Source organism: Brevundimonas sp. FV1ye7S (assembly GCF_058680995.1).
Map to the genome: position 1 here is coordinate 233,890 of NZ_CM178726.1, position 25,337 is coordinate 259,226.

The window sequence follows — 25,337 nt, forward strand, 5'->3', positions numbered from 1 at the left end:
CTTTCCGGGGCTGACCAGAGGGGTTGGCCGGAGAACGCGCGGAAACGTCGAAAAGATCAAGCCTGCGGTCGGTAAAGCCTCAGTGCGCCGTCGCGCCGGGCGCGTGATGCGACCGGAACAGCCGGCCGCGCTCGGCGAACAGGACCCAGGCCAGGGCGATCAGGCCGAAGACGGTGAAGCCCAGCACCATGGGCACGGTGGTGCCGTTGAACTGTTGACCCACCGCAAAACCCAGCAGCGAGCCGAAGATGGTGGAGACGAAGCCCTGGATCGAGGCGGCGGTGCCGGCGATATGGCCCATGGTCTCCATGGCCATGGCGCCGAAGTTGCCGGCGATCAGGCCGAAGCAGAACATGGTCAGGGTCTGCAGCACGGCGAAGGTCCAGATCGATTCATGCCCGCTGATCGCCACGGCGGCGTGGACGGCCGAAATGGCGGTGAAGCCGATCAGGGCCGTGTGCGAGATCTTGCGCGATCCCAGCCGGACCACCAGCCGCGCATTGACGATCGAGGCCACGGCGATGCCGCCGGCGATCAGGGCGAAGACGGCCGGGAAGGCCGCCTCGGCGTCGAAGACGTCGGCGAAGATCTGCTGCGACGAGTTGATGAAGCCGAACAGCGCCCCGGTGATGGCCGTCATGGCCAGGGTGTAGCCGACGGCGGTGCGGTCGGTCAGGGCGGTCCTGTAGGCCGAGGTCAGGCGTTTCACCCGGATCGGCAGCCGATCCTCGGGCTTCAGCGTCTCGGGCAGACGAAGCGACGCCCAGACGATCAGGCCCACGCCGATCAGGCCCAGGCCCGCGAAGATCCAGCGCCACGGCCCGACCAGCATGATCAGCTGGCCGATGGACGGCGCCAGGATCGGCACGCCCAGGAAGACCAGGAAGCTGAAGGACATGACCCGGGCCATGGTGCGGCCCTCGTAACGGTCGCGCACGATGGAGACGGCCAGCACGCGGGTGCAGGCGCTGCCCAGGCCCTGGCCGATCCGCGCCAGGATCAGCATGTCGAAGGTGGGCGCCAGGGTCGCCAGCAGGCTGAACACCACATAGACGCCGACGCCGAACAGCAGGACAGGCTTGCGCCCGAACCGATCCGCCAGCGGGCCGTAGAACAGCTGGGCCCCGCCGAAACCGAGCAGATAGGCGGTCACCACCCACTGGCGGTCGTTGTCGGTCGTCACGTTCAGGTCGGCGCCGATGTGCGGCAGGGCCGGCAGCATGGAGTCGATCGCCAGGGCGTTCAGCGCCATCATCAGGGCGATCAGGCAGACGAACTCGACGAAGCCGGGCTCCTTCCTGGCGGGCTGGGCGGGCGGCGAGGCAGGTGCGGCGGACATGCCCGGCAGATGCCCGGCAATCGCCCGAACCGCAACCGCGCAGGCGTCATAAATTGCTGCAATGCAGCGAAATCGAGATTGAAGCCGCAACGCCTCGCCATTGTCACGAAGCTTCGCTAGAGGAAGTCATGACAGAACAGATGACAGCACAGGCGGCGCTGGACCGCCTCGAAACCCTCTACACCCAATCCGTGACCAACCTGCGCGACGCCGTGCGGGATTTCGTCGAGACCGGCGCGCGGCCCGATCCGCTGAAACGCGCCGAAGGGGTGTTCGCCTATCCCGAACTTCGCATCCGCTGGGACGGGGATCGTCCCCAGGACCTGGAGCCGCGCGCCTACGCCCGGCTGTCGAAACAGGGAACCTACGCCACCACGATCACGCGTCCGGACCTGTTCCGCCCCTATCTGACCGAACAGCTGGGCCTGCTGGAGCAGGAGTACGCCGCGACCTTCGAGGTCGGGATCTCGAAGCAGGAAATCCCCTTCCCCTATGTGACCGACGGACTGGAGGTGGCGCTGGACCGGTCGATGACGGCGGCCCTGGCGCGCTGGTTCCCGACCACGGACCTGGCCCATATCGGCGACGAGATCGCCGACGGCCTGTTCGACATGGGCGGCGACTTCCCCCTGTCGCATTTCGACGGACTGAGGACCGACTTCTCGCTGGCGCGGCTGCGGCACTACACCGGCACGGCGGTGGACGATGTCCAGTCCTATGTCCTGTTCACCAACTATAATCGCTACGTCGACGAGTTCGTGCGCTGGGCCATCGAGCAGCTTCAGACGCCGGGCACGCCGTATGAGACCCTGTCCTGCGCCGGCGGGGTGGTGATCACGCGCGACACGCCCAATCCCGAGGCCTCGATCAGCGACACGGCCTGGAAGAAGCACCAGATGCCGGCCTATCACCTGACCGCGCCGGGCCATAAGGGCGTGACCCTAGTCAATATCGGCGTCGGACCGTCCAACGCGAAGACCATCACGGATCACCTGGCTGTCACTCGCCCGCACGTCTGGCTGATGATCGGACACTGCGGCGGCCTGCGCGCCAGCCAGACCATCGGCGACTATGTGCTGGCCCATGCCTATCTGCGTGACGACCATGTGCTGGACGCGGTGCTGCCGCCGGACATTCCGATCCCCTCGATCGCCGAGGTCCAGCGCGCCCTGTACGATGCGACCAAGTCGGTCAGCGGCATGCCCGGCGACGAGGTCAAGCTGCGCCTGCGCACCGGCACGGTGGTCACGACCGACGACCGGAACTGGGAGCTGCGCTATTCGAAGTCGGCGCTGCGCTTCAACCAGAGCCGGGCCGTCGCCATCGACATGGAAAGCGCCACCATCGCCGCCCAGGGCTACCGGTTCCGCGTCCCCTACGGCACCCTGTTGTGCGTCTCGGACAAGCCGCTGCACGGAGAGATCAAGCTGCCGGGCCAGGCCAACCGCTTCTACGAAGGCTCGATCTCGGAACACCTCCAGATCGGCATTCAGGCGGTGGACCTGATGCGCAACGAGGGTTCGCGCCTGCATTCGCGCAAACTCCGCGCCTTCGACGAGCCGCCGTTCCGTTAAGGGCGTCGTACGAAAGATAAGGGCGTCGCACGAAAGACCCTCTCCCGCTTGCGGGAGAGGTGTCGCGTTGATCGCGCAGCGATCCAGCGACGGAGAGGGAAGTCCAACTCAGACGCAAGACTTCCCCATCGTCAGGCGTGTCGCTTCGCGCCACGGCCTGACACTTCCCCCGCAAGCGGGGGAAGATCTTTCGTCGCTGGCGTCGAAAAGTCGGCGGCAAAGGGTCTCCGAAGAAGAACTTTACAAACCAAAGCGCATTGTACATCCTGTGATCATCGGATTTCAGGAGGAGGGCGCCATGACGCGCGAGACGCAGACTATTCAGGACGACATCGCCTATATGCGGGCCTTGGCCCAGGAGGGGCGGCACGCGCCTTTGTTGGCGGGGCCGTTCCTCGTAACGGCCGCCGTTGTCTTCGGTGCGGCCAACATAGGGCAATGGGCCCTGCTGAGCGGGTTGATCGACGCCGGGCGTTGGGCCCCGGTCTGGCTCTGGATCGGAGCCGGCCTTGTCTTCGGTGCAGCCTTGGCCGTGTTGATGCAGCGGATGAAGGGCAAGCCGGGCTTCAACTCGTCGGGTAATCGCGCGGTCGGAGCGGCCTGGTCGGCCGTCGGGTACGGCATCTTCGCCACATGGCTGGGGCTGATGGCCAGGGGGCTGAACAGTGGCGATTGGTCGGCCATGATGGCCATGCCAATCGTGGTCTTTGTGGCCTATGGCTCGGCCTGGATCATTGCCGGGACTATGACGAACACGCGCTGGATGACCCTGACCGGGCTCGGGTCCTATGTCGGGGCGGTAGCCATGGGCTGGTTTGCGGGCGACATGGCCATGTATCTGGTCTTCGCAGGGATGATTTTCGCCGTCGCCTTTGTTCCCGGCCTGATCCTGATGCGGCAGGAACCGTCGGAGATCGTCTGATGGCGGATGATTTCGATATCAGCCGGATCGACGAGGTGATCCACGGGCGGATCCGGCTGGGGATCATGGCCTATCTGTCCGGGGCCGAGGCGGCGGATTTCAACACGCTGAAGGCCCGGTTGCAGACGACCGACGGCAATCTGTCGGTCCATCTGCGAAAGCTGGAGGAGGCGGGCTTCGTCGCCGTGACCAAGAGCTTTGTCGGCCGCAAGCCCCTGACCGAGGCCCGGCTGACCGAAGAGGGCCGGACCGCCTTCGTCGCCTATCTGGACGCCATGGCGGGGCTGCTTCCGGCGCGCTAGCTCTTCAGACGCCAGCCCGAGCGGAACACCAGCCAGCAGACGACTCCCATGACGACCATCAGCACGGCCGAACCGATCACGCCGACCGTCAGGTTGCTCTCGGCATGGCCGATGAAGCCGTAGCGGAAGCCGTCGATCAGATAGAAGAAGGGATTGTAGCGGCTGAACGAGCGGAACGGCTCGGGCAGGTTGTCGACCAGATAGAAGGTGCCCGACAGGAAGGTCATGGGCATGACGATGAAGTTCTGGACCGCCGACAGATGGTCGAACTTCTCGCTCCAAAGGCCCGCCAGAATCCCGGTCATGCCCATGATGAAACTGGCGGCCAGGGCGAACCAGACGATGGCGAAGATATTGGCCACGCCGAGCGGCGCGAATGGCAGGACGCACAGGGCCGTGACCAGACCGACCACCGCCCCGCGCGTCGCGGCGCCCAGGGTGAAGCCCATCGTCAGCTCCAGCGGGCTGAGCGGCGGGGTCAGGAAGTCGGTGGCCGTGCCCATGATCTTGGCCTGGATCAGGCTGGACGAGGCGTTGGCGAAGGCGTTGTTCAGCACCGCCATCATGATCAGGCCGGGCGCCACGAACAGGGCGAAGGGCGTGCCGTGCAGCGGCGGCCGGGCGCCCTGAAGCGCGACCACGAAGACCAGCATATAGAGCAGGGTCGTCACCACCGGCGCCGCCACCGTCTGGGCCCCCACCTTCCAGAACCGCCGCACCTCGCGCAGATACAGGGTCTGCACCCCGATCCAGTTGACCCCCGGATAACGCCGCGGCTGCGGCAGGCCGGCGGGGCGGGTGGAGATCAGGTTCGGCGCGGTCTCGGTCATGGCCGCCAGATGCGCTCTGGGGCCTGGCTTCGCAAGGTGGGGGTGACTCGTGATTGGTGAATCGTGGCCTTCGCTGACTCCCGATTCACGCGTCACGCCTGACGAACCCGTCTTAACCTTAACGAAGATTCAATATCTGGTTTCTGTGGACGGTTGATTCGCACATCTTGCGTCTCTTAATGGCTGGTTTACGATTAGTGGTAGGTCAAGACCCCGGAGGGGGAGCCTGGACCTAGATATTGAATCCAAACTCGCTGAGGGTGGCATGACCGCAGGCTGGACCGACGACCGCGTAGGCGCGCTGAAGAAGCTCTGGCTCGAGGGCCAGTCCGCGAGCCAGATCGCCAAACAATTGGGCGGCGGGGTCACCCGCAACGCCGTGATCGGCAAGGTGCACCGTCTGGGCCTGTCGGGCCGGGCTGCTCCGTCGCAGCCGGCGCGCACCGCGACCAGCTTCCGCACCACCCGCCCGCGTCCGGCCGCCCCGACCGCGACCCCGGCCCAGGCGCCCCAGGCTTCGGCTCCGCGCCGCCTGGAAGCCGTCTCGTCCAAGCCGGTCCCGCCGACGCCCCCGGCCGCCCCGATCCCGGACCTGCCGGGCACGGCCACGGTCATGACCCTGGGCGCGCACATGTGCAAATGGCCGATCGGCGACCCGTCCTCGCGCGAGTTCAGCTTCTGCGGCCGCCGCGCCTCGGAAGGCGTCTATTGCGTCGAACACGCCCGCGTCGCCTACCAGCCGCAAGTCCGTCGCGGCGCCAAGGAAAGCGGTTCGGACCTGGCCCGCAGCCTGCGTCGCTACATCTAAGGGCGCTATCGCGCTTCGCGCTACTTGAGCGCGGCGCTTCGCGCGGGAGCGCACGAATGCGCTCAAGCCGTGGGCGACCGCGTCGCGAACATAGCGCCACAAAGAGATGCTCTCTAGGGAGCCGACTTCCCCCTCGCCGGTCTGCGCAAGCGGCCGGCGAGACTTCAGGGGGCGGGGCTGCGGTTCATCCGGGTTGACGCAGCCCCATCCGCCTTGGTTGCGGTGCTTCCATCAGAAACGTCCCAACTGGTTGTAGAGAGCCACAGGCGGACGTTAGCGAGTTCTTCAGCGGACGACGGCAGGTTGGCGTCATGAGCATACCGGACCGCGTCATCGTCGTTGGAGCCGCCCTTCCGGCCGCGCTTGGATTTCCCGCCGCGCTTGGCTTGACGCACGACCTTATGGTCTCAGGATTTGTCGGGCTGGCCGCCAGTCTCGTCGGCGTCGCCATCTCCCTGGCGCCGCCCGTTCGCAGAGCGAGAGTGCGCCTGCTGCGGCGGAAATATCCCGCTGAATCGTAAACTATATAGACCTCAGTTCAACACCCGCCGCGCCTCCGGCGTGTCGAGCGAGAAGGCCGGGATCTCGGCCTCGAAGCTGCGGCCGTCCGCGTCCGTCATATAATAGGCGCCGACCATCGACCCGCTGTCAGTCGGCAGCGGACAGCCCGAGGCGTAGGCGTAGCTGGCGCCCGGCTCGATCACCGGCTGTTCGCCCACCACGCCGGGGCCGCGCACCTCTTCGACATGGCCGTGACCGTCGGTGATGGTCCAGCGGCGCGCCATCAGCTGCACCGTCGATCCGCTCAGGTTCACGATCTCGACCTGATAGGCCCAGACCCAGCGGCCCTCGTCGGGGTCCGACTGGCCCGCCAGATAGCTGGGCCGGACCCGGATCAGGATGCCGTTGGTTTCGGCGGTATAGGCAGGACCATCGTGCATGGGCTATATGCTCGCCCCGCCGCGCGCGGGCTGCAAGCGCGACTTGGAGACAAGCCGCGAAAACCGTGTGAGACAGACGCCATGAGCTCCTTCCAAGCGCCCCGTCCCGGCATCCTGCCCGCCCAGTCCATCGAGACGTTGATCGCCACGGGCGCCATCACGTCGGACACAGAATTCGATCACGACCAGGTCCAGCCCGCCAGTCTGGACCTGCGCCTGTCGGACCAGGCCTGGCGCGTGCGCGCCTCCTTCCTGCCCGGCCGGCGCAAGGTCGAGGAACGGATCGCCGACGTGGCCATGCACGCCATCGAGATCACCGACGCGGGCGTCGTTCTGGAAAAGGGCTGCGTCTATATCGTGCGCCTGCAGGAGCGGCTGAACCTGCCCCAGGGCCTGATCGCGCGGGCCAACCCCAAGAGCTCGACCGGCCGCGTCGATGTCTTCGTGCGCCTGCTGACCGATCAGGGCGCCAGTTTCGACGATGTGGCCGAGGGCTATGACGGCCCCCTCTATATGGAGGTCGCGCCTCAGACCTTCTCCATCCTGGTGCGGCCGGGCACCCGGCTGAACCAGCTGCGGCTCAAGGCCGGCGATCCGCCAAAGCTGGAGACCCGCTCGGTCGGCGTCGATCTGCAAGGCGGCGACATCGTCGGCTTCCGGGGGCGACGCCACGCCGGGGTGGTCGATCTGGATCATATCGACGGCCACGACCCGCGCGACTTCTGGGAGCCGCTGACCCTGCGGCGCGGCGAACTGCTGCTGGATCCGGGCGAGTTCTACATCCTGGCCTCGTCCGACGACGTCGAGATCCCGGTCGACCAGGCCGCCGAAATGACTCCCATCGACCCGTCGGTGGGCGAGTTTCGCGTCCACTACGCCGGCTTCTTCGACCCCGGCTTCGGCACGGACGAGGCGCATGGTGCGGGGTCGAAAGGCGTGCTGGAAGTCCGCACCCACGACACCCCCTTCCTGCTGGAACACGGCCAGATCGTCGCCCGCCTGGTCTATGAACCCCTGACCGAACGCCCCAGCCGCCTGTATGGCGAGAGCGGCAGCCACTATCAGAACCAGGGCCTGAAGCTGTCGAAGCATTTCAAGGTGTGGTGACGGGGAGGCGTGACGGGTGAGGCGTGAATGGTGATTGGTGCGTCTGCGCCTCACGATTCACCAATCACCATTCACCGACTTCACGTCAGCTTGCTCGCCTTGCGCAGCCCCGGGAACATGGCCGACCAGGCGCCGGTCGCGGCCAAGGCCCCGACGCCGCCGAACACCGCCGCCCCGACCGCGCCCAAAAGCCGGACCATGACGCCGGAATAGGCCTCGCCCAGTTCGTTCGAGGCGCCGATGAACAGCATCGACACGGACGAGACCCGGCCGCGCATATGATCGGGCGTGGCCAGCTGGATCAGGGTCTGGCGGACGTTGACGCTGATCATGTCCGCCGCCCCGCCGATCAGCAGGGCCAGGCCGGACAGCCAGACGATCCTGGACAGGCCGAAGGTCAGGGTGCAGATGCCGAACACCGCCACGGCCGAGAACATCCAGCGCCCGCCGTTCCGCCGGATCGGGAAGCGGCTCAGATAGATGGCCATGCCCATGGCGCCGACGCCGAAGGCCGCGCGCAGCAGGCCGAAGCCCTGGGGCCCGACATGAAGGATGTCGCGGGCGAAGATCGGCGTCAGAAGCGCGACGCCCGCCAGCAGGACCACGACCAGGTCCAGCGAAATGGCGCCCAGGACGATCTTGGTCTTCCAGACATAGGCCAGCCCCTCCTTGACCGAGTCGATCGGCGACAGGGGATTGGCCTGGGGCGCGGGCTTGCCGCTGGTGCGGATCAGGATGAAGGCCGCGACCGCCAGCAGGAACATGCCCAGGGACACGGCATAGGCCAGGGGCACATTGACCCCGACGATCACCCCGCCCAGGGCCGGGCCGGCGATGGCGCCGGTCTGGAAGGCGATGGACTGGGCGGCGATGGCGGGCGGCAGGGCCTTGCGCCCCACCACCATGGGCAGGAAGGCCTGGCTGGCCGGCGCCAGGAAGGCCCGCGCCGCGCCGAACAGGGCCGCGACCGCCAGCAGACCCCACAGGGGCGGGTTTCCGTGAAGCGCCATGGCCAGGAACGACCCGGCGCAGGTCGCCTCGACCAGGATGGAGATCCAGACGGTGCGCTTCCTGTCGCGCCGGTCGGCCATGGCCCCGGCCGGCAGGGTGAAGGCCAGCAGCGGCAGGAACTGACACAGGCCGACCAGGCCCAGATACAGGCTGGCCTCCTCGATCGGATGGTCGCGCCGCGCGATCTCATACACCTGCCACAACAGGGCCGAGGACTGGATCTGGATGGCCAGCACGGCGACCACGCGGCCGAACCACAGGAGGCGGAAATCGCGGATGCCCCACGGACTGTCGGGGCCTTCGGCAGGGGCGGTGTCGGTAGAGTCTGAGGTCACGTGCGTCTGGGCTGTTTCGGATAGGGCGAACCGTCGCGGTGGAAGTAGCGGTCCGCGCCTGCGGGCAGGACCATGTCGATATCGGGGTAGTCGCAAGGGGTGACGGTCGGGCTGCGCGTGCCGACCTCCAGCAGAACCGCCTCGCGGCCGGATCGGTTCTCGATCCGGTGGCCGTTGGGGACGCCGGCCTTGAACCCGGCGCAGTCGCCGGCGCGAAGCACCGTCTCGCCCTCGTCCTCGATCAGCACGACCTCGCCCTCGACCACCATGACGAACTCGTCCTCGGCTTCGTGCCAGTGGCGCTGGCTGGACCAGGCGCCGGCGGGCAGGCGCAGCAGGTTGACGCCGAACTGGTCCAGGCCCGCCGCATCGCCCAGCTTCCAGCGGCGACGCGACAGACAGGGGCCGGCGAATTCATCCGGATAGGTCGTGCCGTCGCCCCGGGGCGCGGCGTCGATGTCGATCTTGGGCATGGGCCTTCTCGCCGTGACGCGATGTCCGTAAAGCATAGGCGCATGAGCCGCGCATCAACTCCTGTGATCGATCCTGTCGAACTGACCCGCGACCTGATCCGTATTCCGTCCGTCACCCCCGCCGACGAGGGGGCGATGGACGTGCTGGAACGGCATCTGACGGCCCTCGGCTTCCACTGCCGCCGGCTGGCGTTCGAGGGGCCGGGGGGCGAAGGGGTCCATGCGCGGATCGAGAACCTGTATGCGCGGCGCGGGACCGCCTCGCCCAATCTGTGTTTCGCCGGCCATACGGACGTGGTGCCGACCGGCCCGTCCGAGCAGTGGTCGTCGCAACCCTTCACCGCCGAGGTCAGGGACGGCGTCCTGTACGGCCGGGGCGCGGTGGACATGAAGGGCGGGATCGCCGCCTGGGTCGCCGCCGTGTCCCAGGTCATCGCGCACCATGCCGAGAATGGGGGAGAGGTCGAAGGCTCCCTCTCCTTCCTGATCACCGGCGACGAGGAAGGCCCGGCGCTTCACGGCACCAAACGGGTGGTCGAGACCCTGTTGGCCGAGGGCGAGGTGATCGACGCCTGCGTGGTCGGCGAACCGTCGTCGTCGCAGCATCTGGGCGACATGATCAAGGTCGGGCGGCGCGGTTCGCTGAACACCTGGATCACGGTCACGGGCAAACAGGGCCACGTCGCCTATCCCGAACGGGCGGCCAATCCGGCGCCCGTGATCGCCAAGCTGATGAGCCGGCTGAACGACCATGTGCTGGACCAGGGGTATGAGGGTTTCCCGCCCTCGAACCTGGAGATCACCAGCATCGACATCGGCAATCCGGCGACCAATATCATTCCGGCCGAGGCCAGGGCGCGGCTGAACATCCGCTTCAACCCCAGCCATACGGGGGACGGCCTGATCGACTGGCTGAACCGCGAGGCCGGGGCCATGCAGGCCGAGACCGGGCTGCAGATCACCCTGGAGCACCTGTGTTCCGGCGAGGCCTTCCTGACCGAGCCCGGCGTCTTCGTCGCGGCGGTTCAGGACGCGGTCGAGGCTGTCGCCGGCCGCCGGCCCGAGGCCTCGACCACCGGCGGCACCTCCGACGCCCGCTTCATCCGCGCCCTGTGCCCGGTCCTGGAACTGGGCCTGGTCGGCCAGACCATGCACCAGATCGACGAACGGGTGCCGACAGCGGAGCTGGAGACCCTGACGGCCGTCTATCGCCGGGTGATCGAGACGGTGTTCGAGCGGCTGTGAGGCCGTGGCAAATAGACTCGATCCCCTGTGAAAAAAGAGAGTCTATTTCGTCTAATTTGTCTATTTCGCGCGCGGCGATGCCGGGGCGATGCCGGGGCGAGGTCGCGGCGTGGGGCGCGTGGGGGATTTGGTTTTCAAAGACCGAGAGTGGAGTGTCGCACGGTTTTGGGACGTGATGGGTTTAGGGGCGTTTGCGGGCAGTAGGGAGTTGAAAAGGCGGGGGTTTGGTTGCGGAATTGGGATGGGAAGCTGGTTCGCAGTGACACGTAGGCAAGGTTTCGAACTGTGCCGATGCGATCAGGAACACGCCTAGTCGGCCCTCCCCTACCATTGACGACCATGGTGAAGCTGGTGCAACCGAGAGCTGAGATGCGTCGGGGGAAGCATGGCGAGGCGTAAGTCGACTGGGGCTGAGGCGGGCTGTTTCGGCATCCTCATTCTGATCGCCATTCTGGCGGTGATCGGTCCGCTCGCTTTGGCCTGCTGGTGCATCATCGCGGAATTCCGAGCCCTCGGACATCGCGGCGCTCGATCCGTGCATGAGGTGCTGACCCAACAGGAGCAGGCCGAACTTCAGTGGGCCGACCGACAGCTTGAGGACGCCGATAGGGCGGTGCAGAAAACCCTTCAGTCCGGTCTGGCCGCAGGATTCGCCACACGTGCAGACGGCATGTTCGACGCGCGGAAATATGCCGCGAGAGATTTGAACATGGTGCTTGAGGATCATCTTCTGCGTCGGCACTCCGCCATGGTGCAGCGGGACGCCATCTATGCTCGCCTGGGCGGTCGTATGGACGCTTGGCTGAATGCACGGGCCGAGGTGGTCGGAGCCCGCGCGGGCATCATCAGCTTCATCATCGCATTCGTGATCATGGTCGCCGCCCAGGATGGGAGTCTGCAACCTGCGGCGCTTCTGTTCGGAGCCGGTCAAGATGCCGGCTCCCGACTGGCGGCCAGCCTTACGGCAATGGTGTGCGCGGTCGTTGTTTTTCTGATCGCCCGCTCAAGGACGCGTGCGTCCCTTGTCGCGTAGCGCCTTCTCCAACAGCCGTCGACCGGGACCGTCTTCCGTCGCGGTCCCTTTCCCTATCAATTTAGTGACCGACAAGCCTGTGCCAGGCAGTCCGGCGGTGATCTGTTTACCGCGCGAACCGATCGTCGCCTTCAGGCCTCGAACGCCGACAGTCGTAGAGATGCTGCGTTTAGAGACGTTGAGCCAGAGGCCTGGTGCGACGCGAAATCGCCGAAAGAAATTCAACCGCATCTCCGTCTCCCCGATCATCCGGCCCGATCTTGTCAGGCTTCAGCCTGGAGCGAAATCATGACTGATCACTACGCCGTCCTCAATGTCAGTCGCGACGCTGAAGATGTGGTCATAGAAGTGGCATGGCGTGCGCTGATGAAGCGCTATCACCCGGACAAGATGCAGGGCGACCCCGCCGCATCTGAACGGGCTAAAGCCATCAATGCCGCATATGATGTGTTGAAAGATCCTGAGTCTCGCGCCCGTTATGATCGGACACTTGACGCTGAGATTAAACCGGCCTGGACAGAACCGGACACTCCGGACTGGCGGGCGCCTGAGCCGCCGCACTCACCACCGACAGCAAGATCGACAACTGCGGTCTCCTCGGCAGCGGCGGCGCGGGAGAAGTGGGCTCCTCTCTTTTTCATAGGCTTGTCAATATTGGTCGGTGTCGGAGCAATCGGCTCGCTGATGCAGCCGCGCGCGCCAACGGCTGGAGTTTCGCAGTCGGGGGCGCTGCCGGACGCTGTCAGCACCGATGAGACGCAGACTAGGCGTGAGCCCAGCCGGGCGCGAAAGGTCGAGCAGGCGGGGCTGGGGACCTCGCTGCAAGAGGAAGTCGCTCCTGTCGAGGATCCCTGCGCCTCGTCAGTAGGTGCGGTCGCCTATCTCGTTTGCGCGGACCCTGCCGTCAGTCTAGCTAGGACGCGTGTTGATGAGGCGTTCAATGCGCAGTTGGCTAGGTCACCGGACCCAACGCGGTTGCAGGAGGCTCAGACGGTCTGGCTGAGCCGCCAAGATGCCCTGCCTGCGGACAAGGATCGACTGATCGCCGCCTTTGATCAAAGGGTCCGAGAGATTGAGGCCGACGATCTGACGGGGTTGTATTGAAGCTCAACTAGCGGGGCTCCGTCCGCCCCACCGAGTCCGGACAAGAGCCCCTCCGTCACGGCGCTGAAGAAGCGCCGCGCCACCTCCCCGCGGGGCGGGGATGAGACAGGGGATCGCGACTTAACTCCGCTCCAAAAACCGCAGCGCCGTCAGCACATGCGTCTTCACCCCCAGCGGCAAGACCTTTTCATTCGGTGAAAACTCCGGCGAATGGTTGGGCGCGGACTGGGACGGGTCGACGCCGTCAGGACTGGCCCCAAGGTGGTAGAAGACGCCGGGGATGGCCTGCTGGAAATAGCTGAAGTCCTCGGCCACCGTGGTCGGGGGCGTGGCGGGGTTGACGTTGCCGGGGCCGGCCGCCTCGGTCAGGACCGGGGCCAGCCAGGCGGACAGGTCGGGGTCGTTGAAGACCAGGGCGGCGTTCTGTCTGACGCCGAACTCGGCGGTGGCGCCATAGGCGGCGGCGATGTGGTCGATGGCGGTCTCGGCGCGGGCGACCAGGGCGTCGCGCTGGGCGACGTCGAAGGTGCGAAGCGTGCCCGACAGGGTCGCGCTGTCGGGGATGATGTTGTAGCGGACGCCGGCGTTCAGGGTGGCGATGGTGAAGACCGTCGGGGTGGTGGTCGGATCGACCGTGCGGGCGGTCAGGGTGTTGACCGTCTCGATCACCTGGCCCGCCACCGCGATCACGTCCACGCCGCGCCAGGGCCAGGCGCCGTGGGTCTGTTTGCCCTTCAGCACGATGTCGACCCGGTCGGAGGCGGCCATGAAGCCCTCGGGCCGATAGAAGACGCTGCCCGGGCGGCCGGGCACGACGTGCAGGCCGAAGATGGCCTCGGGCTTGGGATCGTTCAGCGCGCCCTCGGCGATCATCAGGGCGGCGCCACCCTTGGGCTCGCCGGGAGGGGCGCCCTCTTCCGCCGGCTGGAAGACGAAGACCACCGTGCCGGCGATCTGGTCCTTCATTCCGGCCAGGACTTCGGCCGCGCCCATCAACATGGCCATGTGCATGTCGTGGCCGCAGGCGTGGGCGACGGGAACCGTATTGCCCATGTATGTGCCGGTGGCGGTGGAGGCGAAGTCCAGGCCGGTCGCCTCCTGCACCGGCAGGGCGTCCATGTCGGCGCGCAGGGCCACGACCCGGCCCGGACGGGCGCCATGCAGGACGCCGACGACCCCGGTCTTGCCGACCCCGGTGCGGACCTCCAGCCCCAGGGACCGCAGATGGTCGGCGATGACGGCGGCCGAGCGGGTCTCGGCGAAGCCCAGTTCGGGATGCTGGTGGAAGTCGCGGCGCCAGTCGACCACCCGGGGCGTCACGCGCTGGACGGCGGCGTCCACGCTGGCCGCATCGACGGCCTGGGCGTGGGCGGAACCGGCCGCGAGCAGCAGCGCCAGGGTGGAGACGGCGAACAGGCGACGCATGTGGATATCCCGTAAAATCGGAGAAGCCGCAGGATGAGGGCGCCGGGGCCGCTTGTGCAACGATCCTCGCTCGGCGAAACTCGAATCATGGCCAAGCCGATCAAGAGCACGACGACCGAGTGGCGCGACGTCGTGCTGGTGTGCCGTAAATGCTCCAAGAAGCTGGACGGCGGCTTCGGGCCGGACGGCGATCTGACGCTGAAGAAGGCCCTGCGCAAATATCTGCACCTGAAGAAGGGCAAGAAGGGGCGCAAGGGCGAACTGACGGTGGCGGGGACCGACTGTTTCGACATCTGCCCCAAGGGCGGGGTGGTGGCGGTCAACGCCGCCCATCCCAAGAAACTGCTGATCATCCCGGCCGGCGCCGACCTGTTCGAGGTCAAGACGCGGCTGGGGCTGGACGACGGGCGGCGGCTGAAGGTGGTCACGCCCGACTGAGACGTCTTTCTTCCGCCGCCCAGTCGTGCCAGATCGGCGGCATGGACGACACCAAGATCGAGAAACGCGCCGGCGTGCGGGCGACCTCCGACCGGATCTGGGAGCTGGTCTCCGACCTGTCGCGCTGGAACGAATGGAATCCGCACGAGACCGAGGTCTCGGGCGCCATCGCCTTCGGCGGCCAGTTGACCCTGACCGAGGCCTTTCTCGGTCAGCCGGAGCGCGCGGTCGTGGCCCGAATCGCCGACTGGCGGCCCTATGTGCGGCTGGTCTGGACCGAGAACCGGGGCTTCCTGTTCCGCACCCTGCGCTACATCGACATCGAGGAGCTGGAAAAGGGCAGCTGCATCGTCTCGTCGGCGCACAAGTTCGCGGGGCTGAGGGGCGAGCTGTTCCACGACAAGCACCGGATCGCCCTGCGCGACGCGCATCAGGCCATCGTCGACAATCTCAAGGCCGCAGCCGAGGCCTGAAACGCCGCCGGATCAGCCCTTGGCCATCGTGTCCATGATGTTCAGGATCGCCGGGCCCAGGATGACGATGAACAGGACCGGCAGGAAGAACAGGATCATCGGCACGGTCAGCTGAGCCGGCAGGGCGGCGGCCTTCTTCTCCGCCGCCGACAGCCGCAGGTCGCGGTTTTCCTTGGCCATCACCCGCAGGGCCGAGGACAGGGGCGTGCCGTAGGTCTCGGCCTGGGTCATGGCGACGGCGACGGATTTGACCCCGGGATGGTTGGTTCGCTTGCCCAGGTTCTCGTAGGCCATGCGCCGGTCCGGCAGATAGCTGAGTTCGGCGGACAGCAGGGACAGCTCCTCGGCCAGTTCGATGGACGATGTGCCGATCTCCTGGCTGACCTTGGCGATCGCCGCCTCGATCGACATCCCCGCCTCGACGCAGATCAGCAACAGGTCGAGGGCGTCGGGGAAGGCCTGCATGATCGAGGTGCGGCGCTTGGTGATCCGATTGGTCAGAAACAGGTTGGGCGCATAGAAGCCCGCGACGGCGCCGGCCACGCAGGCGGTGACCTTCTGCATCGTGGGCCAGTCCACGACCTTGATCACGAACATGTAGAAGGCGACCACCATCAGGAAGATGAAGGGCGAGGCGAAGCGGAAGAAGTAGAAGGTGGTCAAGGGGCGGGGGCCGCGATAGCCGGCCTGGGCCATCTGGTCGGCGACCTTGGGATCCTCCAGCAGCTTGGTCAGGTTCAGCCGGTCCACGACCCGCTTCTTGAACCCCTCATCGTCCGTGTGGCGCAATCCGCCCGGCCCCGTGTGGATGGCGGCCCGGGAGCGGCGCTTGAGTTCGTCGCGGCGTTCCGACACCGCCTTCATCCGCTGGTCCAGCTTCACCCCGCCCGTCATCGACGACAGCAGGGTCAGGACGGTGGCGAAGACGAGCACGCCCACGCCGAGGCTGAGCAGGTTCTGCGGGTCGGTGATGAAGCGAATGAAGGCGTCCACGGTCCCGACCTCAGATCTTGAACGAGATCATGCGCTTCATGACGAAGATCCCCGTCCCCATCAGTGCGCCCGCCAGGAGCAGCAGCGCGTTGCCGCGGATGTCGGTGAACAGGGCCATCATGTAGCCGGGGCTGGTGAACATCACCATCGTCATGACGGCCGGCGGCAGGGAGGCGATGATGCCTGCGGACGCCAGGGCTTCCGAAGACAGGGCCTTGACCTTCTCGCGCATCATCCGGCGCGCGCGCAACACGGTCGACAGATTGCTGAGCGCCTCGGCCAGATTGCCGCCCGTCTTCTGCTGGATGGCGATGACGATGGTGAAGAACCTCAGTTCCGGGGTCGGCATCTGTTCGAACATCTTGTCCAGCGCCTGTTCCAGGGTCATGCCGACGCCCAGGGCCTCCACGAGCTTCTTGAACGCCGGGCCCAGGGGGGCGGGGCTTTCGCGGGCGATGATCTTGAAACACTCGTGGACCGGCAGGCCCGACTTGATGCCGCGAACGATGACGTCCACCGCATTGGGAAACTCCAGCGAGAATTTCTTCATCCGCGCCTTGGCCAGGAAGCCGACGATCCACCGCGGCAGACCCAGGCCGACGACGATCGCGAGGCCGAGAACGATCAGGATGTGCAGGCCGAAGGCCAGGGCGGCGACGGCGGCGATCAGGCCCACCCCGCCGCTGACGATGTAGAAGGTGCGGACGCTGATCGTCAGTCCGGCCTGTTTCAGCTTGGCCGCCATATTGGCGCGCGCCTTGCGCTCGCGGCGCTCGGCTTCCTGGAGCTGGACCATGATCTGCTTGCGGCGCGCCTCGGGCGTATTGGCGGCGGCCGCGGCCTTGCGCGCCGTGGCGGCGTTGCGCTTTCCCTCGCCCAGGTTCTGCGCCCGTTTGACCGCCTGACCGGACGAATCGTCGCCGCCGACGAAGACCCAGCCCAGGCCGCCGATGGTGATGAAGGCCAGAACGGCGGCGAGGATCGGCAACATGTCCCTACTCCGCCGCGTCCAGGGCGTCCGCCAGTTCGCGCTCCAGCCCGTAATAGCGGGCGCGGTCCCAGAAGCGGGGACGGGCGATGCCGGTCGACCGGTGACGGCCGATGATCTTGCCGTTCTCGTCCTCGCCGGTGATGTCGTAGACGAACAGGTCCTGGGTGACGATCACATCGCCTTCCAGGCCGACGACCTCGGTGATGTGGGTGATGCGGCGCGAGCCGTCGCGCAGACGCGCGGCCTGGATGATGACGTCGACCGAGCCGACGATCATCTCGCGGATGGTCCTGGACGGCAGGCCGTAGCCGCCCATGGTGATCATCGATTCCATCCGGCTGATGGCCTCGCGCGGGGAGTTGGCGTGCAGCGTGCCCATGGAGCCGTCGTGGCCGGTGTTCATGGCCTGGAGCAGGTCGAAGGCCTCGGGTCCGCGCACCTCGCCGACGATGATCCGTTCGGGACGCATCCGCAGGCAGTTCTTCACCAGGTCGCGCATGGTGATCATGCCCTGGCCTTCGAGGTTCGGCGGGCGCGTCTCCAGACGCACCACATGCGGCTGCTGCAGCTGCAGTTCGGCCGCGTCTTCGCAGGTGATGACCCGTTCGGTGGGGTCGATGAAGGCCGTCAGGGTGTTCAGCAAGGTCGTCTTGCCCGAGCCCGTGCCGCCCGAAATCACCAGATTGCATCGCGAGGCGCCGATGACGCCCAGGACGCGTGCGCCCTCGGGACTGATGGAGGCGTACTCCACCAGATTCTTCATCGTCAGCTTGTCCTTCTTGAACTTCCGGATCGTCAGCGTCGGCCCGTCCAGCGCCAGGGGCGGGGCGATGACGTTGACGCGCGAACCGTCCGGCAGGCGGGCGTCGCAGATCGGGCTCGACTCGTCCACGCGGCGGCCGACCTGGGACACGATCCGCTGGCAGATGTTCATCAGCTGGGCGTTGTCGCGGAAGCGGACATTGGTCAGCTGGACCTTGCCCCCGACCTCGATGAAGACCCGGCCGGCGCCGTTGACCATGATGTCGGCGATGTCGTCGCGGGCCAGCAGCGGCTCCAGCGGGCCGTAGCCCAGGACGTCGTTGACGATGTCCTGGACCAGGTGCTCCTGCTCGGCGACCGACATGGAGACGTTCTTGATCGCCACCAGTTCGGCGACGATGTCGCGGATCTCTTCCGACGCCGCCTTGGTGTCCAGCTGGGCCAGCTGGGCCAGGTCGATGGTGTTCATCAACGCATTGAAGATGGTGGTCTTCGTGGCGTGATAATAGTCGCTCTGTTCCCGGACGATCTCGGCGACCGCCTGGGCCTTCTTCAGCTGTTCGAACCCGGCCGTGGCCTTGGGACCGGGCGCGGGCTTGCCGCCCGGCGCGGCGGGGGCCGCGGCCTCGGGGGTCGGGCGGGACGCCAGGGCGTCAAGGCGATCAGCCTTGGCGGCCGGCTGGGCCTGGGCCTGGGCCTGCCCCGAAGCGGCCGGGGCGAAGGCCTCGACAGCGGGCTCGAGGTCGGCCGCGCCGCCGAAGGCGAAGGCCTCGGTCTGGACGCCCGGCGCGGGCTGTCGCGGGGCGAACTCGGGCGCGGCGCCTGCGACGCCCGCAGGGGCGGGACGCATCGGAGCCGGAACGACGCCGGGTTGACCTGTGCGCTTGCCGAACACCCGTCAGCGCTTCTTGAACATGGAGGCGAACAGGGATTTCGACTCGGTCGAAGCCGCCTTTCCGGGCTTGGCCTTGGGTCCGGCGATGACGGGGATTTCCCGGCGCGACACGATCTGGGCCAGGGTCTGGAACGCCTCGGCCGCCTTGGTCTTGGCGCCGGCGTCCAGGATCATCTGGCCGTTGTTGGCGGCCGCGCCGAAGGTCTTGGCGTCGAAGGGGATGATCAGGCTGGGATGAACGCCCAGGGCGGCGCCGAAATCCTTGGCCGGGATCTCGGGACGACCGGGCACCCCGACCTGATTCAGCACCAGGCGCGGCGGGGCGTCGTTCGGGCGGCCCGAACGGATCAGGTCCATCATGTTCTTGGCGTTACGCAGGGCCGCCAGGTCCGGCGTCGCCACGATCACCACCTCGTCGGCGCTGATCAGGGTGCGGCGCATCCACGGCGACCACAGGTGCGGCAGGTCCAGGACGACGAAGGGCGCGGTCGAGCGGATGCGCGTCGTCACCTCCTCGAAGGCCTCGGTCGAGATGTCCCAGTCGGTGTCCAGGGTGGCGGGCGCCGCGAACAGGCTGAGCTTGTCGGTGCAGCGGACCATCATCCGGTCCAGCAGGGTCGAGTCCAGCCGGTCCGGCTGGCCCAGGGCGTCGGCGACGCCGCTCAGCGGATCCTGGTTGAAATCCAGGCCGGCGGTGCCGAACGGCAGGTCATAGTCGACGATGACCGTATTGGCGCCGATCCGCTCCGAGATCGCATAGGCGGTGTTGTGCGCCACGGCCGAGGCTCCGGCCCCGCCCCGCGCGCCGACGAAGGCGATGGACCGGCCGACAAACGGTTGCGCCGGATCGTTGAACAGGCCGCCGATGGCCGCGATCAGTTGCAGCGGCTGGAGCGGGCCCACCAGATATTCGCTGACCCCGCGACGCATCAGTTCGCGGAACAGCAGGATGTCGTTGGTCGGCCCCACGACGACGACCTTGGTGCCGGCGTCGCAGACCTCGGCCAGCTGATCCACTTCCCACAACAGGGTCTGGGGATCCTTCAGGCATTCGACGATGATCAGCGGCGGGGTCGGTTCGTGCTGATAGGTCTCGACGGCGGCCATGATCCCGCCGATGCGGATCTGGGTGGTGGCGCGCGACAGGCGTCGGTCCTGGGCGGCGCGCTCGGCCGCCGCCAGGGTGTCCTGACGTTCGGCGAAGACATGGATGGCGATCCGCGGCACCGACACTTCGCCGATGGATCCGACGGCCGCGAGACCGGCGGCCATTCCGGCCGGGGCGACGCCGGACGGCGTGGCGGTCGCTTCCGGCGCGAGGGCCGGCGCCAGGGTGGATTGCGCCTGGGCGACCATCTCGCCTACGGGATTGAACCCCGGGGCGGCAGGCTGGACGGACGGCTGGATGGGCGCCGGGGCGGTGAACTGCAGCGGCGACCGCTCCGGCTCGGCCGGGAAGGCGGTCGGCTCCGAGAAGTCCATATCGACGTCAAAGCCGTCGTCGAAGCTCGAGAGGGGGCGTGGCGTGGCGGTGCTCATGAGCCTCAGTCCACGGCCGTGGAGACGCGTGCGCCTACCACCAGGGTTTCTTGGGGCGCGGCCGTAGGCTGGCCGGCGCGATACTTGTCGAACACCACCGAGCGTCGGGCCGCATCGGCGGGCGTCATGGGCCGGGGCGCCACGATGTCGCGCGGATCGGCGATCTGGGCGGCCAGGTTGGCGGTGACGGCGCAGCCGAAGTTCGACCCGGACATGTTGTCGCCCGTCCGGCTGAGATTGCCCCAGGCCGCGCCGCAGCGCGGCACGGCCGCCTGGACCGTTTCAAAACCGACGAGCACCGGGGCGCGCGGATCCGGCCCGATATAGCTGACGAGACGAAGACGCTCCGAAGGCAGACCGATCCGCTCAAGGGCGGTCCTGGCTTCGTGGGCGGCCTGGGCGGAAACGGGATCCCCGCCGGCCGGCGCCTCGATCACCACGGTTCCCGCGCCGGAAGCGGCGAACCGCTGGGCTAGGTCGCGCAGGGCGGCGTTCTGATTGGCCGACAGCCCATCGTCGTGCACAGCCAGGGCGATGCGGTCCAGGCCGGCCTCGACCTGAAGCGAATAGCGTGACGTCGGCGTCAGCGGGGCCGGCCCGCCCAGGCTGGCGGGACCGCCAACACATCCGGTCAGGCCGACCACGGCGGTCGAAAGGGTCAGGGCGAGAAGCGGCTTGCGGGTCCGGATCATGAGCTCACTCGATCACATAGCCGGCCGCGCCCTGCCACGTGGGGCCGGACGGGGCGGAGGGGGCGGGCGATCCGTAAACCTGGTTCAGTTGCCCGAACAGGATGGTCTGCGAGTCGCTGGCGATGCGCAGCCCATCGGCCGGCGTCTGCATGCGGTCGGGCGAGGTCGGGCTGACGATATAGGGTTCGACGATCACGACCAGCTCGGTCTCGCCGTTGAGGAAGTCCCGCGACCGGAACAGCGAGCCGAGCACCGGCAGATTGGTGACCCCGGGCAGGGAATCCACCGTCTGACGCGTGCTTTCCTGAAGCAGGCCGGCGATCATCATCGAGCCGCCCGAAGGCAGTTCGACCGTATTCTCGCTGCGGCGAACCGTCAGGCCCGGCAGGGTGATGGACGAGGGGGTGCCGGCGCCGATGGTGAAGCCGCCCTGGTCGGTCAGTTCCGACACCTCGACCTTGACCTGCAACGAGATCCGTCCTCCCGACAACACGATCGGGCGGAAGGCCAGACCCACGCCGTAGGGCTTGTAGGTGACGGTGATATTGCCGTCCTTGTCGCGACCGGTCGGCAGCGGAAACTCGCCGCCCGCCAGGAAGTTGGCGGATTCGCCGTTGACCGAGGTCAGGTTCGGCTCGGCCAGGGTGCGGGCCAAACCCACGCGTTCGAAGGCTTCCAGGCACCCCGTCGCGTTGGTGCCCGTCATCGTCCGGAAGGCCGTGGAGGCGACATCGGAGATCACGTTGGACAGCGAACTGCCTGAACTGTTGGTCGTGGTGCGGCGATCAAAATTCAGATCATCGCCGTTATGGGTCTGGACCACATCGACAGTGCTGTTGGAGTTGTTGACGTTGCTCGACGTCGAATTGGAATTCGAGACGTTCGTCGTTCGACCGCCGTTCTGATTATAGCAAAGCGAGGTGCCGCCGGTCGCCGCGCCGTTGACGCCATAGGTGTTGGGCCGGCTGAAGCCGTAGGAATGGATGCCCGACCCCTTCAGGATGTCGGCGTTGAATCCCAGTTGCTTCAGGCTGCTGCGCTGGACCTCGACCACCCGGACCTTCAGGGTCACCTGATCGGATCCGGCGATGCTGATCATGTTCAGCACCTTTTCCGGCGCGGACACGAAGGCGCGGGCCACCTGAGCGGCCTGGACGGCCTGGGCCGGAGAATCGGCGACCCCGCTCAGGATCACGCTGTCGTTGACCGCCTCGGCGCGGATCTGGCTGCCCGGAACCAGCCGGCTGAGCGTGTCCTGCAGCGCGCTGGTTCCCGCATCGACCCGCACCCGCAGGCTCAGGATGGTGCGGCCGGCGGCGTCCAGAAAGACGGCGTCGGTCTCGCCGGGCGCAATCCCGATCACGGTGATGCGGCGCGGCGAATGCAGCATGGCCTCGGCCACCTGCGGATTGGCGACGATCACGTCGCGGGCGTCGGCCGGCAGATCGACCGCGAAGGACGTCCCGCGCGGCAGATTGATCAGTTGCGGCGCGGCGCCCATGGACACGGCGGCGCGCGTCTGGGCCAGGCCGGCGACCGGGGCGGCCCCCAGGCCGGCCAGCAGGACGCAGGCCAGGGCGACGGTCTTGCGCACGGTCGTCTTCCTCATGGGGTGGTCACCACTTCCGGTTCGCCGCCGCGATAGACGCGGACGCTGCGGGACGCGCTGGCGACGGCGCGGGGCGCACGGGTCGCGCCCGAGGGCCCGGCCGTGTCCGCATAGGAGCGCAGCGACAGGGACAGTTCGCCCTCGGACTTGGCCTGGGCCAGGAGCACGGTGTCCTGGGGGCGGACCTCCAGGGTGGCGGTCGCGCCGACCACGGCCTGGGCGTCGTCGCCGGCCCGCGTGGACTGGTCGATGGCCAGAACCTTGACGTTCTGCATCACGGTGGCTGAGGAATATTTGGCCGTTGCGCCGCCGCCCTCGACGGCCGAGCTTCCGCCTTCGTTCTGCACCGTCAGGACCACATCGACCCGGTCGCCGGGCAGGATGAAGCCGCCGGCGGCGGATTCCACCGTCACGGCGATGGCCATGGCCCGCATGCCGGGCTCCAGATAGGCGGCCAGATAGCCGCTGTCGCCGGCGCGCACGATCTTGCGGCCGACGATGGGCTCGCCGGCCAGGATGGGTTCGCGCACCACCGAACCGATATAGTCGGACTTGGCGCCGGGACCGGCCATCTGGCCGGCGGCCTCGGCCACGCGCTCGACGGCGGCGCCGGCCTTTTCGCCGGCGCCTTCGGGGGCGGGCTTGGCGGGAATGGGCGTGGAGCCGTCGGTGATGAAGGCGGGATTGACCTCGTCGACCGGCCAGTCCTTCCAGGCCAGGTCCGCCTCGGCCAGGCGTTTGCCCGGCTCCAGATTCTTGGCCGCGACCAGGATCTTGGCCATCGGCCGGGTCTCGACGGGCGCGGCGGCGGCGGGGGCGGCGGGCTCGCCGTTCCCCATGGCGCGGACGACCAGCGCCAGGCCCAGGGCCGACACGGCGGCGATACAGATGACGGCGATGCGGGCGGGCTTCATCCAGAGGTCTCCGGCAGGCGTGACGACCCGGAGTCGATCCTCGACGCCCTACCGTTAACGATCATGAGGCCGGCGGGTTAATGCTTCCTAAGCGCCGACGAGGTCGCGCGCCGGCGCGTCTATCGCGCCGTCAGAAAGCGAACCACCAGATCCCCCTCGGGAAAGGCGATCAGGGCGCCGATTGCGATGGCGACGCCATAGGGAATGTCGCCCTTCGGCTCCACCAGCCGGGCGAGCCACCCGATGCGGGGCGCGGCAGGCGCGACCATCGGATAATACTGGCGGACGAGCAGCAGCAGCAGACAGAAACCGCCGCCCACGATCGCGGTCCATAGCAACAGGGGGGCGAGACCCGTAAGGCCCATCCACAGACAGGCGGCCGCCAGGGCCTTCGCGTCGCCGCCGCCGATCCAGCGCAGGGCGAACATGATCATGCCCACGATCAGGGCGGCGAAGCCGACGCCGACATGGAACGCGACCTCGATCGGCGACAGACCAACCAGGAGCGCCGCTGGAAAGAAGGTCGCCAGCAGGACCAGGGAGATCCAGTTCGGAATCCGCATCGTCGTCAGATCGTGCAGGCCGGTTGCGATCATCAGGATCGGAAAGACGGCGAGGCAGAGAAGGCTCAGAAGGTCCATGCGGGAATCTGTGGCACGTCGCCTGTTAAGGCCGGGTTGCCGTCGGACAAACAAAAAGGGCCGGAGCGTGCGCTCCGGCCCTTCAAGGTTTCAAGATGCGAGAAGTCTTAGGACTTCTTGTTTGCAATGCCGTTGGCCACTTCCGTGAACTTGGCGTCCAGATTGGTGCCGACGGTGGTAAGGATGGAGATGATCACGACGGCGATCAGGGCGGCGATCAGGCCGTATTCGATGGCGGTGGCGCCCGATTCGTCTTTGGCGAAACGCGAGATGAACTTGGTCATGGAGTGTTCCCTTTGATAAAATGTCTAGCGAGCAACTTGGCGGGGGGAGCCGGTAGCCCGCTTGACCCCCAAACGCAGGGTGAAGATGACTGACGCACGTTAAGGCTGAGTCACGAGTTTTGGTTACCCTCGGATTTACCAAAGAAAATTCGGTTTGAACCGCTTCAGCCTTTGTTGAGACTCCCAGGGACATCATGCGCGTGTCCGCGTTCATGCGCGTTATTGTTCAGAGCCGCCGATGTCCCGCCTTTCCATCGCCGTGTTGGCCGCCGCCCTGATGGCCGCGCCGCTCGCCGCCGTTCCGGCCCAGGCCCAGAGCGGCGCCCTTAATGTCGAGATCGATCGCTCGGCCCGCGTTCAGCTCAACGGCGCGGCCTCGTCCGTCATCGTCGGCAATCCGCAGATCGCCGACGTCACCGTGGTCGACGCCAACACCCTGTTCATCGTCGGCAAGGGCTACGGCGTCACCGAAGTGGTGGCGGTGGACGGCGTGGGCCGCACCCTGTTCCAGCGCGAGATCGTCGTCACGGGCGGCTCGACCGGTTCAGTTCGCGTCTGGCGCGGCGGTCAGGCGACGGAAATGGCCTGCAGCGCCTCCTGCGCCCCCAGCGTCCGCGCCACCGCCTCGACGGCCGGCGCCACGCCCACGCCCTGACC

General features: G+C 67.1%; 27 protein-coding genes. 11 read left to right on the forward strand and 16 right to left on the reverse strand.

Annotated elements, in window-relative coordinates:
• Positions 1 to 79 precede the first annotated feature (79 nt).
• Positions 80 to 1,339: a multidrug effflux MFS transporter gene (locus ACW18C_RS01060; RefSeq protein WP_492072297.1), complete on the reverse strand. Its 1,260-nt coding sequence runs from the start codon at positions 1,337 to 1,339 to the stop codon at positions 80 to 82.
• Positions 1,340 to 1,467: 128 nt separating this feature from the next.
• Between ACW18C_RS01060 and ACW18C_RS01065 the strand changes: the two genes are divergently transcribed.
• The 3 genes from ACW18C_RS01065 (at position 1,468) to ACW18C_RS01075 (ending at position 4,137) form a co-directional block, all read left to right on the forward strand.
• Positions 1,468 to 2,913 (forward strand): AMP nucleosidase, encoded by a 1,446-nt coding sequence (locus tag ACW18C_RS01065; RefSeq protein WP_035308775.1) that lies wholly within the window; start codon positions 1,468 to 1,470, stop codon positions 2,911 to 2,913.
• Between the two features lie 67 nt (positions 2,914 to 2,980).
• Positions 2,981 to 3,835, forward strand: coding sequence for a hypothetical protein (locus tag ACW18C_RS01070; RefSeq protein WP_492072298.1), 855 nt, complete (start codon positions 2,981 to 2,983; stop codon positions 3,833 to 3,835).
• Entirely contained in the window at positions 3,835 to 4,137 is a 303-nt protein-coding gene (locus tag ACW18C_RS01075; protein WP_154726070.1) for a winged helix-turn-helix domain-containing protein, read from the forward strand. The genes ACW18C_RS01070 and ACW18C_RS01075 overlap by 1 nt, the downstream gene beginning before the upstream one ends.
• Here the strand turns inward: ACW18C_RS01075 and ACW18C_RS01080 are convergent.
• Positions 4,134 to 4,967 (reverse strand): ABC transporter permease, encoded by an 834-nt coding sequence (locus tag ACW18C_RS01080; protein ID WP_154726071.1) that lies wholly within the window; start codon positions 4,965 to 4,967, stop codon positions 4,134 to 4,136. The genes ACW18C_RS01075 and ACW18C_RS01080 overlap by 4 nt on opposite strands.
• Positions 4,968 to 5,232: 265 nt before the next feature.
• On the opposite strand from ACW18C_RS01080, the gene gcrA reads away from it, so the two are divergent.
• On the forward strand, positions 5,233 to 5,775 hold the full coding sequence (gene gcrA, locus ACW18C_RS01085) for a cell cycle sigma 70 cofactor GcrA (protein WP_035308771.1): 543 nt from the start codon (positions 5,233 to 5,235) through the stop codon (positions 5,773 to 5,775).
• A 533-nt stretch (positions 5,776 to 6,308) separates the two neighbouring features.
• Here gcrA and apaG read toward each other — a convergent pair.
• Positions 6,309 to 6,716, reverse strand: a complete 408-nt coding sequence (gene apaG, locus ACW18C_RS01090; protein ID WP_492072300.1) for a Co2+/Mg2+ efflux protein ApaG — start codon at positions 6,714 to 6,716, stop codon at positions 6,309 to 6,311.
• Positions 6,717 to 6,797: 81 nt separating this feature from the next.
• On the opposite strand from apaG, the gene ACW18C_RS01095 reads away from it, so the two are divergent.
• A complete protein-coding gene (locus tag ACW18C_RS01095; RefSeq protein WP_492072301.1) occupies positions 6,798 to 7,823 on the forward strand; it encodes a 2'-deoxycytidine 5'-triphosphate deaminase in 1,026 nt (341 codons plus the stop codon).
• 80 nt (positions 7,824 to 7,903) lie between these two features.
• Here ACW18C_RS01095 and ACW18C_RS01100 read toward each other — a convergent pair whose 3' ends face one another.
• Together ACW18C_RS01100 and ACW18C_RS01105 are read right to left on the reverse strand one after the other, a co-directional pair.
• Entirely contained in the window at positions 7,904 to 9,169 is a 1,266-nt protein-coding gene (locus ACW18C_RS01100; RefSeq protein WP_492072302.1) for an MFS transporter, read from the reverse strand.
• Positions 9,166 to 9,642, reverse strand: a complete 477-nt coding sequence (locus ACW18C_RS01105; protein WP_492072304.1) for a cupin domain-containing protein — start codon at positions 9,640 to 9,642, stop codon at positions 9,166 to 9,168. Before ACW18C_RS01105 ends, ACW18C_RS01100 begins: the two co-directional genes overlap by 4 nt.
• A gap of 42 nt (positions 9,643 to 9,684) precedes the next feature.
• Between ACW18C_RS01105 and dapE the strand changes: the two genes are divergently transcribed.
• Entirely contained in the window at positions 9,685 to 10,887 is a 1,203-nt protein-coding gene (gene dapE, locus ACW18C_RS01110) for a succinyl-diaminopimelate desuccinylase (RefSeq protein WP_492072306.1), read from the forward strand.
• 385 nt (positions 10,888 to 11,272) lie between these two features.
• Complete coding sequence (locus tag ACW18C_RS01115) at positions 11,273 to 11,920, forward strand: hypothetical protein (RefSeq protein WP_492072308.1); 648 nt, start codon at positions 11,273 to 11,275, stop codon at positions 11,918 to 11,920.
• On the opposite strand, the gene ACW18C_RS01120 is transcribed toward ACW18C_RS01115, so the two are convergent.
• Positions 11,891 to 12,169 (reverse strand): DUF4236 domain-containing protein, encoded by a 279-nt coding sequence (locus ACW18C_RS01120; protein ID WP_492072309.1) that lies wholly within the window; start codon positions 12,167 to 12,169, stop codon positions 11,891 to 11,893. The genes ACW18C_RS01115 and ACW18C_RS01120 overlap by 30 nt on opposite strands.
• 39 nt (positions 12,170 to 12,208) lie before the next feature.
• On the opposite strand from ACW18C_RS01120, the gene ACW18C_RS01125 reads away from it, so the two are divergent.
• A complete protein-coding gene (locus tag ACW18C_RS01125) occupies positions 12,209 to 13,024 on the forward strand; it encodes a DnaJ domain-containing protein (protein ID WP_492072310.1) in 816 nt (271 codons plus the stop codon).
• A gap of 120 nt (positions 13,025 to 13,144) precedes the next feature.
• Here ACW18C_RS01125 and ACW18C_RS01130 read toward each other — a convergent pair whose 3' ends face one another.
• The gene (locus ACW18C_RS01130; RefSeq protein ID WP_492072311.1) at positions 13,145 to 14,449 is read right to left on the reverse strand and encodes an amidohydrolase; all 1,305 of its coding nucleotides are present in this window, start codon (positions 14,447 to 14,449) and stop codon (positions 13,145 to 13,147) included.
• An 87-nt stretch (positions 14,450 to 14,536) separates the two neighbouring features.
• Between ACW18C_RS01130 and ACW18C_RS01135 the strand changes: the two genes are divergently transcribed.
• The gene (locus ACW18C_RS01135) at positions 14,537 to 14,887 is read left to right on the forward strand and encodes a hypothetical protein (protein ID WP_008260764.1); all 351 of its coding nucleotides are present in this window, start codon (positions 14,537 to 14,539) and stop codon (positions 14,885 to 14,887) included.
• 41 nt (positions 14,888 to 14,928) lie between these two features.
• Positions 14,929 to 15,360, forward strand: coding sequence for an SRPBCC domain-containing protein (locus ACW18C_RS01140; protein ID WP_492072313.1), 432 nt, complete (start codon positions 14,929 to 14,931; stop codon positions 15,358 to 15,360).
• A gap of 12 nt (positions 15,361 to 15,372) precedes the next feature.
• On the opposite strand, the gene ACW18C_RS01145 is transcribed toward ACW18C_RS01140, so the two are convergent.
• From ACW18C_RS01145 to ACW18C_RS01185, 9 genes are all read right to left on the reverse strand, one after another.
• Complete coding sequence (locus ACW18C_RS01145) at positions 15,373 to 16,353, reverse strand: type II secretion system F family protein (protein WP_492072315.1); 981 nt, start codon at positions 16,351 to 16,353, stop codon at positions 15,373 to 15,375.
• Positions 16,354 to 16,363: 10 nt separating this feature from the next.
• On the reverse strand, positions 16,364 to 17,344 hold the full coding sequence (locus ACW18C_RS01150; RefSeq protein ID WP_292149410.1) for a type II secretion system F family protein: 981 nt from the start codon (positions 17,342 to 17,344) through the stop codon (positions 16,364 to 16,366).
• Positions 17,345 to 17,348: 4 nt separating this feature from the next.
• The gene (locus ACW18C_RS01155) at positions 17,349 to 18,956 is read right to left on the reverse strand and encodes a TadA family conjugal transfer-associated ATPase (protein ID WP_492072317.1); all 1,608 of its coding nucleotides are present in this window, start codon (positions 18,954 to 18,956) and stop codon (positions 17,349 to 17,351) included.
• Positions 18,957 to 19,004: 48 nt separating this feature from the next.
• Positions 19,005 to 20,540, reverse strand: a complete 1,536-nt coding sequence (locus tag ACW18C_RS01160) for a CpaE/TadZ family protein (RefSeq protein ID WP_492072318.1) — start codon at positions 20,538 to 20,540, stop codon at positions 19,005 to 19,007.
• A 5-nt stretch (positions 20,541 to 20,545) separates the two neighbouring features.
• Positions 20,546 to 21,232, reverse strand: coding sequence for a CpaD family pilus assembly protein (locus ACW18C_RS01165; RefSeq protein WP_492072319.1), 687 nt, complete (start codon positions 21,230 to 21,232; stop codon positions 20,546 to 20,548).
• 4 nt (positions 21,233 to 21,236) lie between these two features.
• Positions 21,237 to 22,841, reverse strand: a complete 1,605-nt coding sequence (locus tag ACW18C_RS01170; RefSeq protein WP_492072320.1) for a type II and III secretion system protein family protein — start codon at positions 22,839 to 22,841, stop codon at positions 21,237 to 21,239.
• The gene (cpaB, locus tag ACW18C_RS01175) at positions 22,838 to 23,755 is read right to left on the reverse strand and encodes a Flp pilus assembly protein CpaB (RefSeq protein ID WP_492072321.1); all 918 of its coding nucleotides are present in this window, start codon (positions 23,753 to 23,755) and stop codon (positions 22,838 to 22,840) included. The genes ACW18C_RS01170 and cpaB overlap by 4 nt, the downstream gene beginning before the upstream one ends.
• Before the next feature lie 119 nt (positions 23,756 to 23,874).
• A complete protein-coding gene (locus tag ACW18C_RS01180) occupies positions 23,875 to 24,396 on the reverse strand; it encodes an A24 family peptidase (protein ID WP_492072322.1) in 522 nt (173 codons plus the stop codon).
• Between the two features lie 107 nt (positions 24,397 to 24,503).
• Positions 24,504 to 24,680 (reverse strand): Flp family type IVb pilin, encoded by a 177-nt coding sequence (locus ACW18C_RS01185; protein ID WP_492072323.1) that lies wholly within the window; start codon positions 24,678 to 24,680, stop codon positions 24,504 to 24,506.
• Positions 24,681 to 24,918: 238 nt separating this feature from the next.
• Here ACW18C_RS01185 and ACW18C_RS01190 point away from each other — a divergent pair, with 238 nt between their 5' ends.
• Entirely contained in the window at positions 24,919 to 25,335 is a 417-nt protein-coding gene (locus ACW18C_RS01190) for a pilus assembly protein N-terminal domain-containing protein (protein WP_154726087.1), read from the forward strand.
• Positions 25,336 to 25,337: the final 2 nt, after the last annotated feature.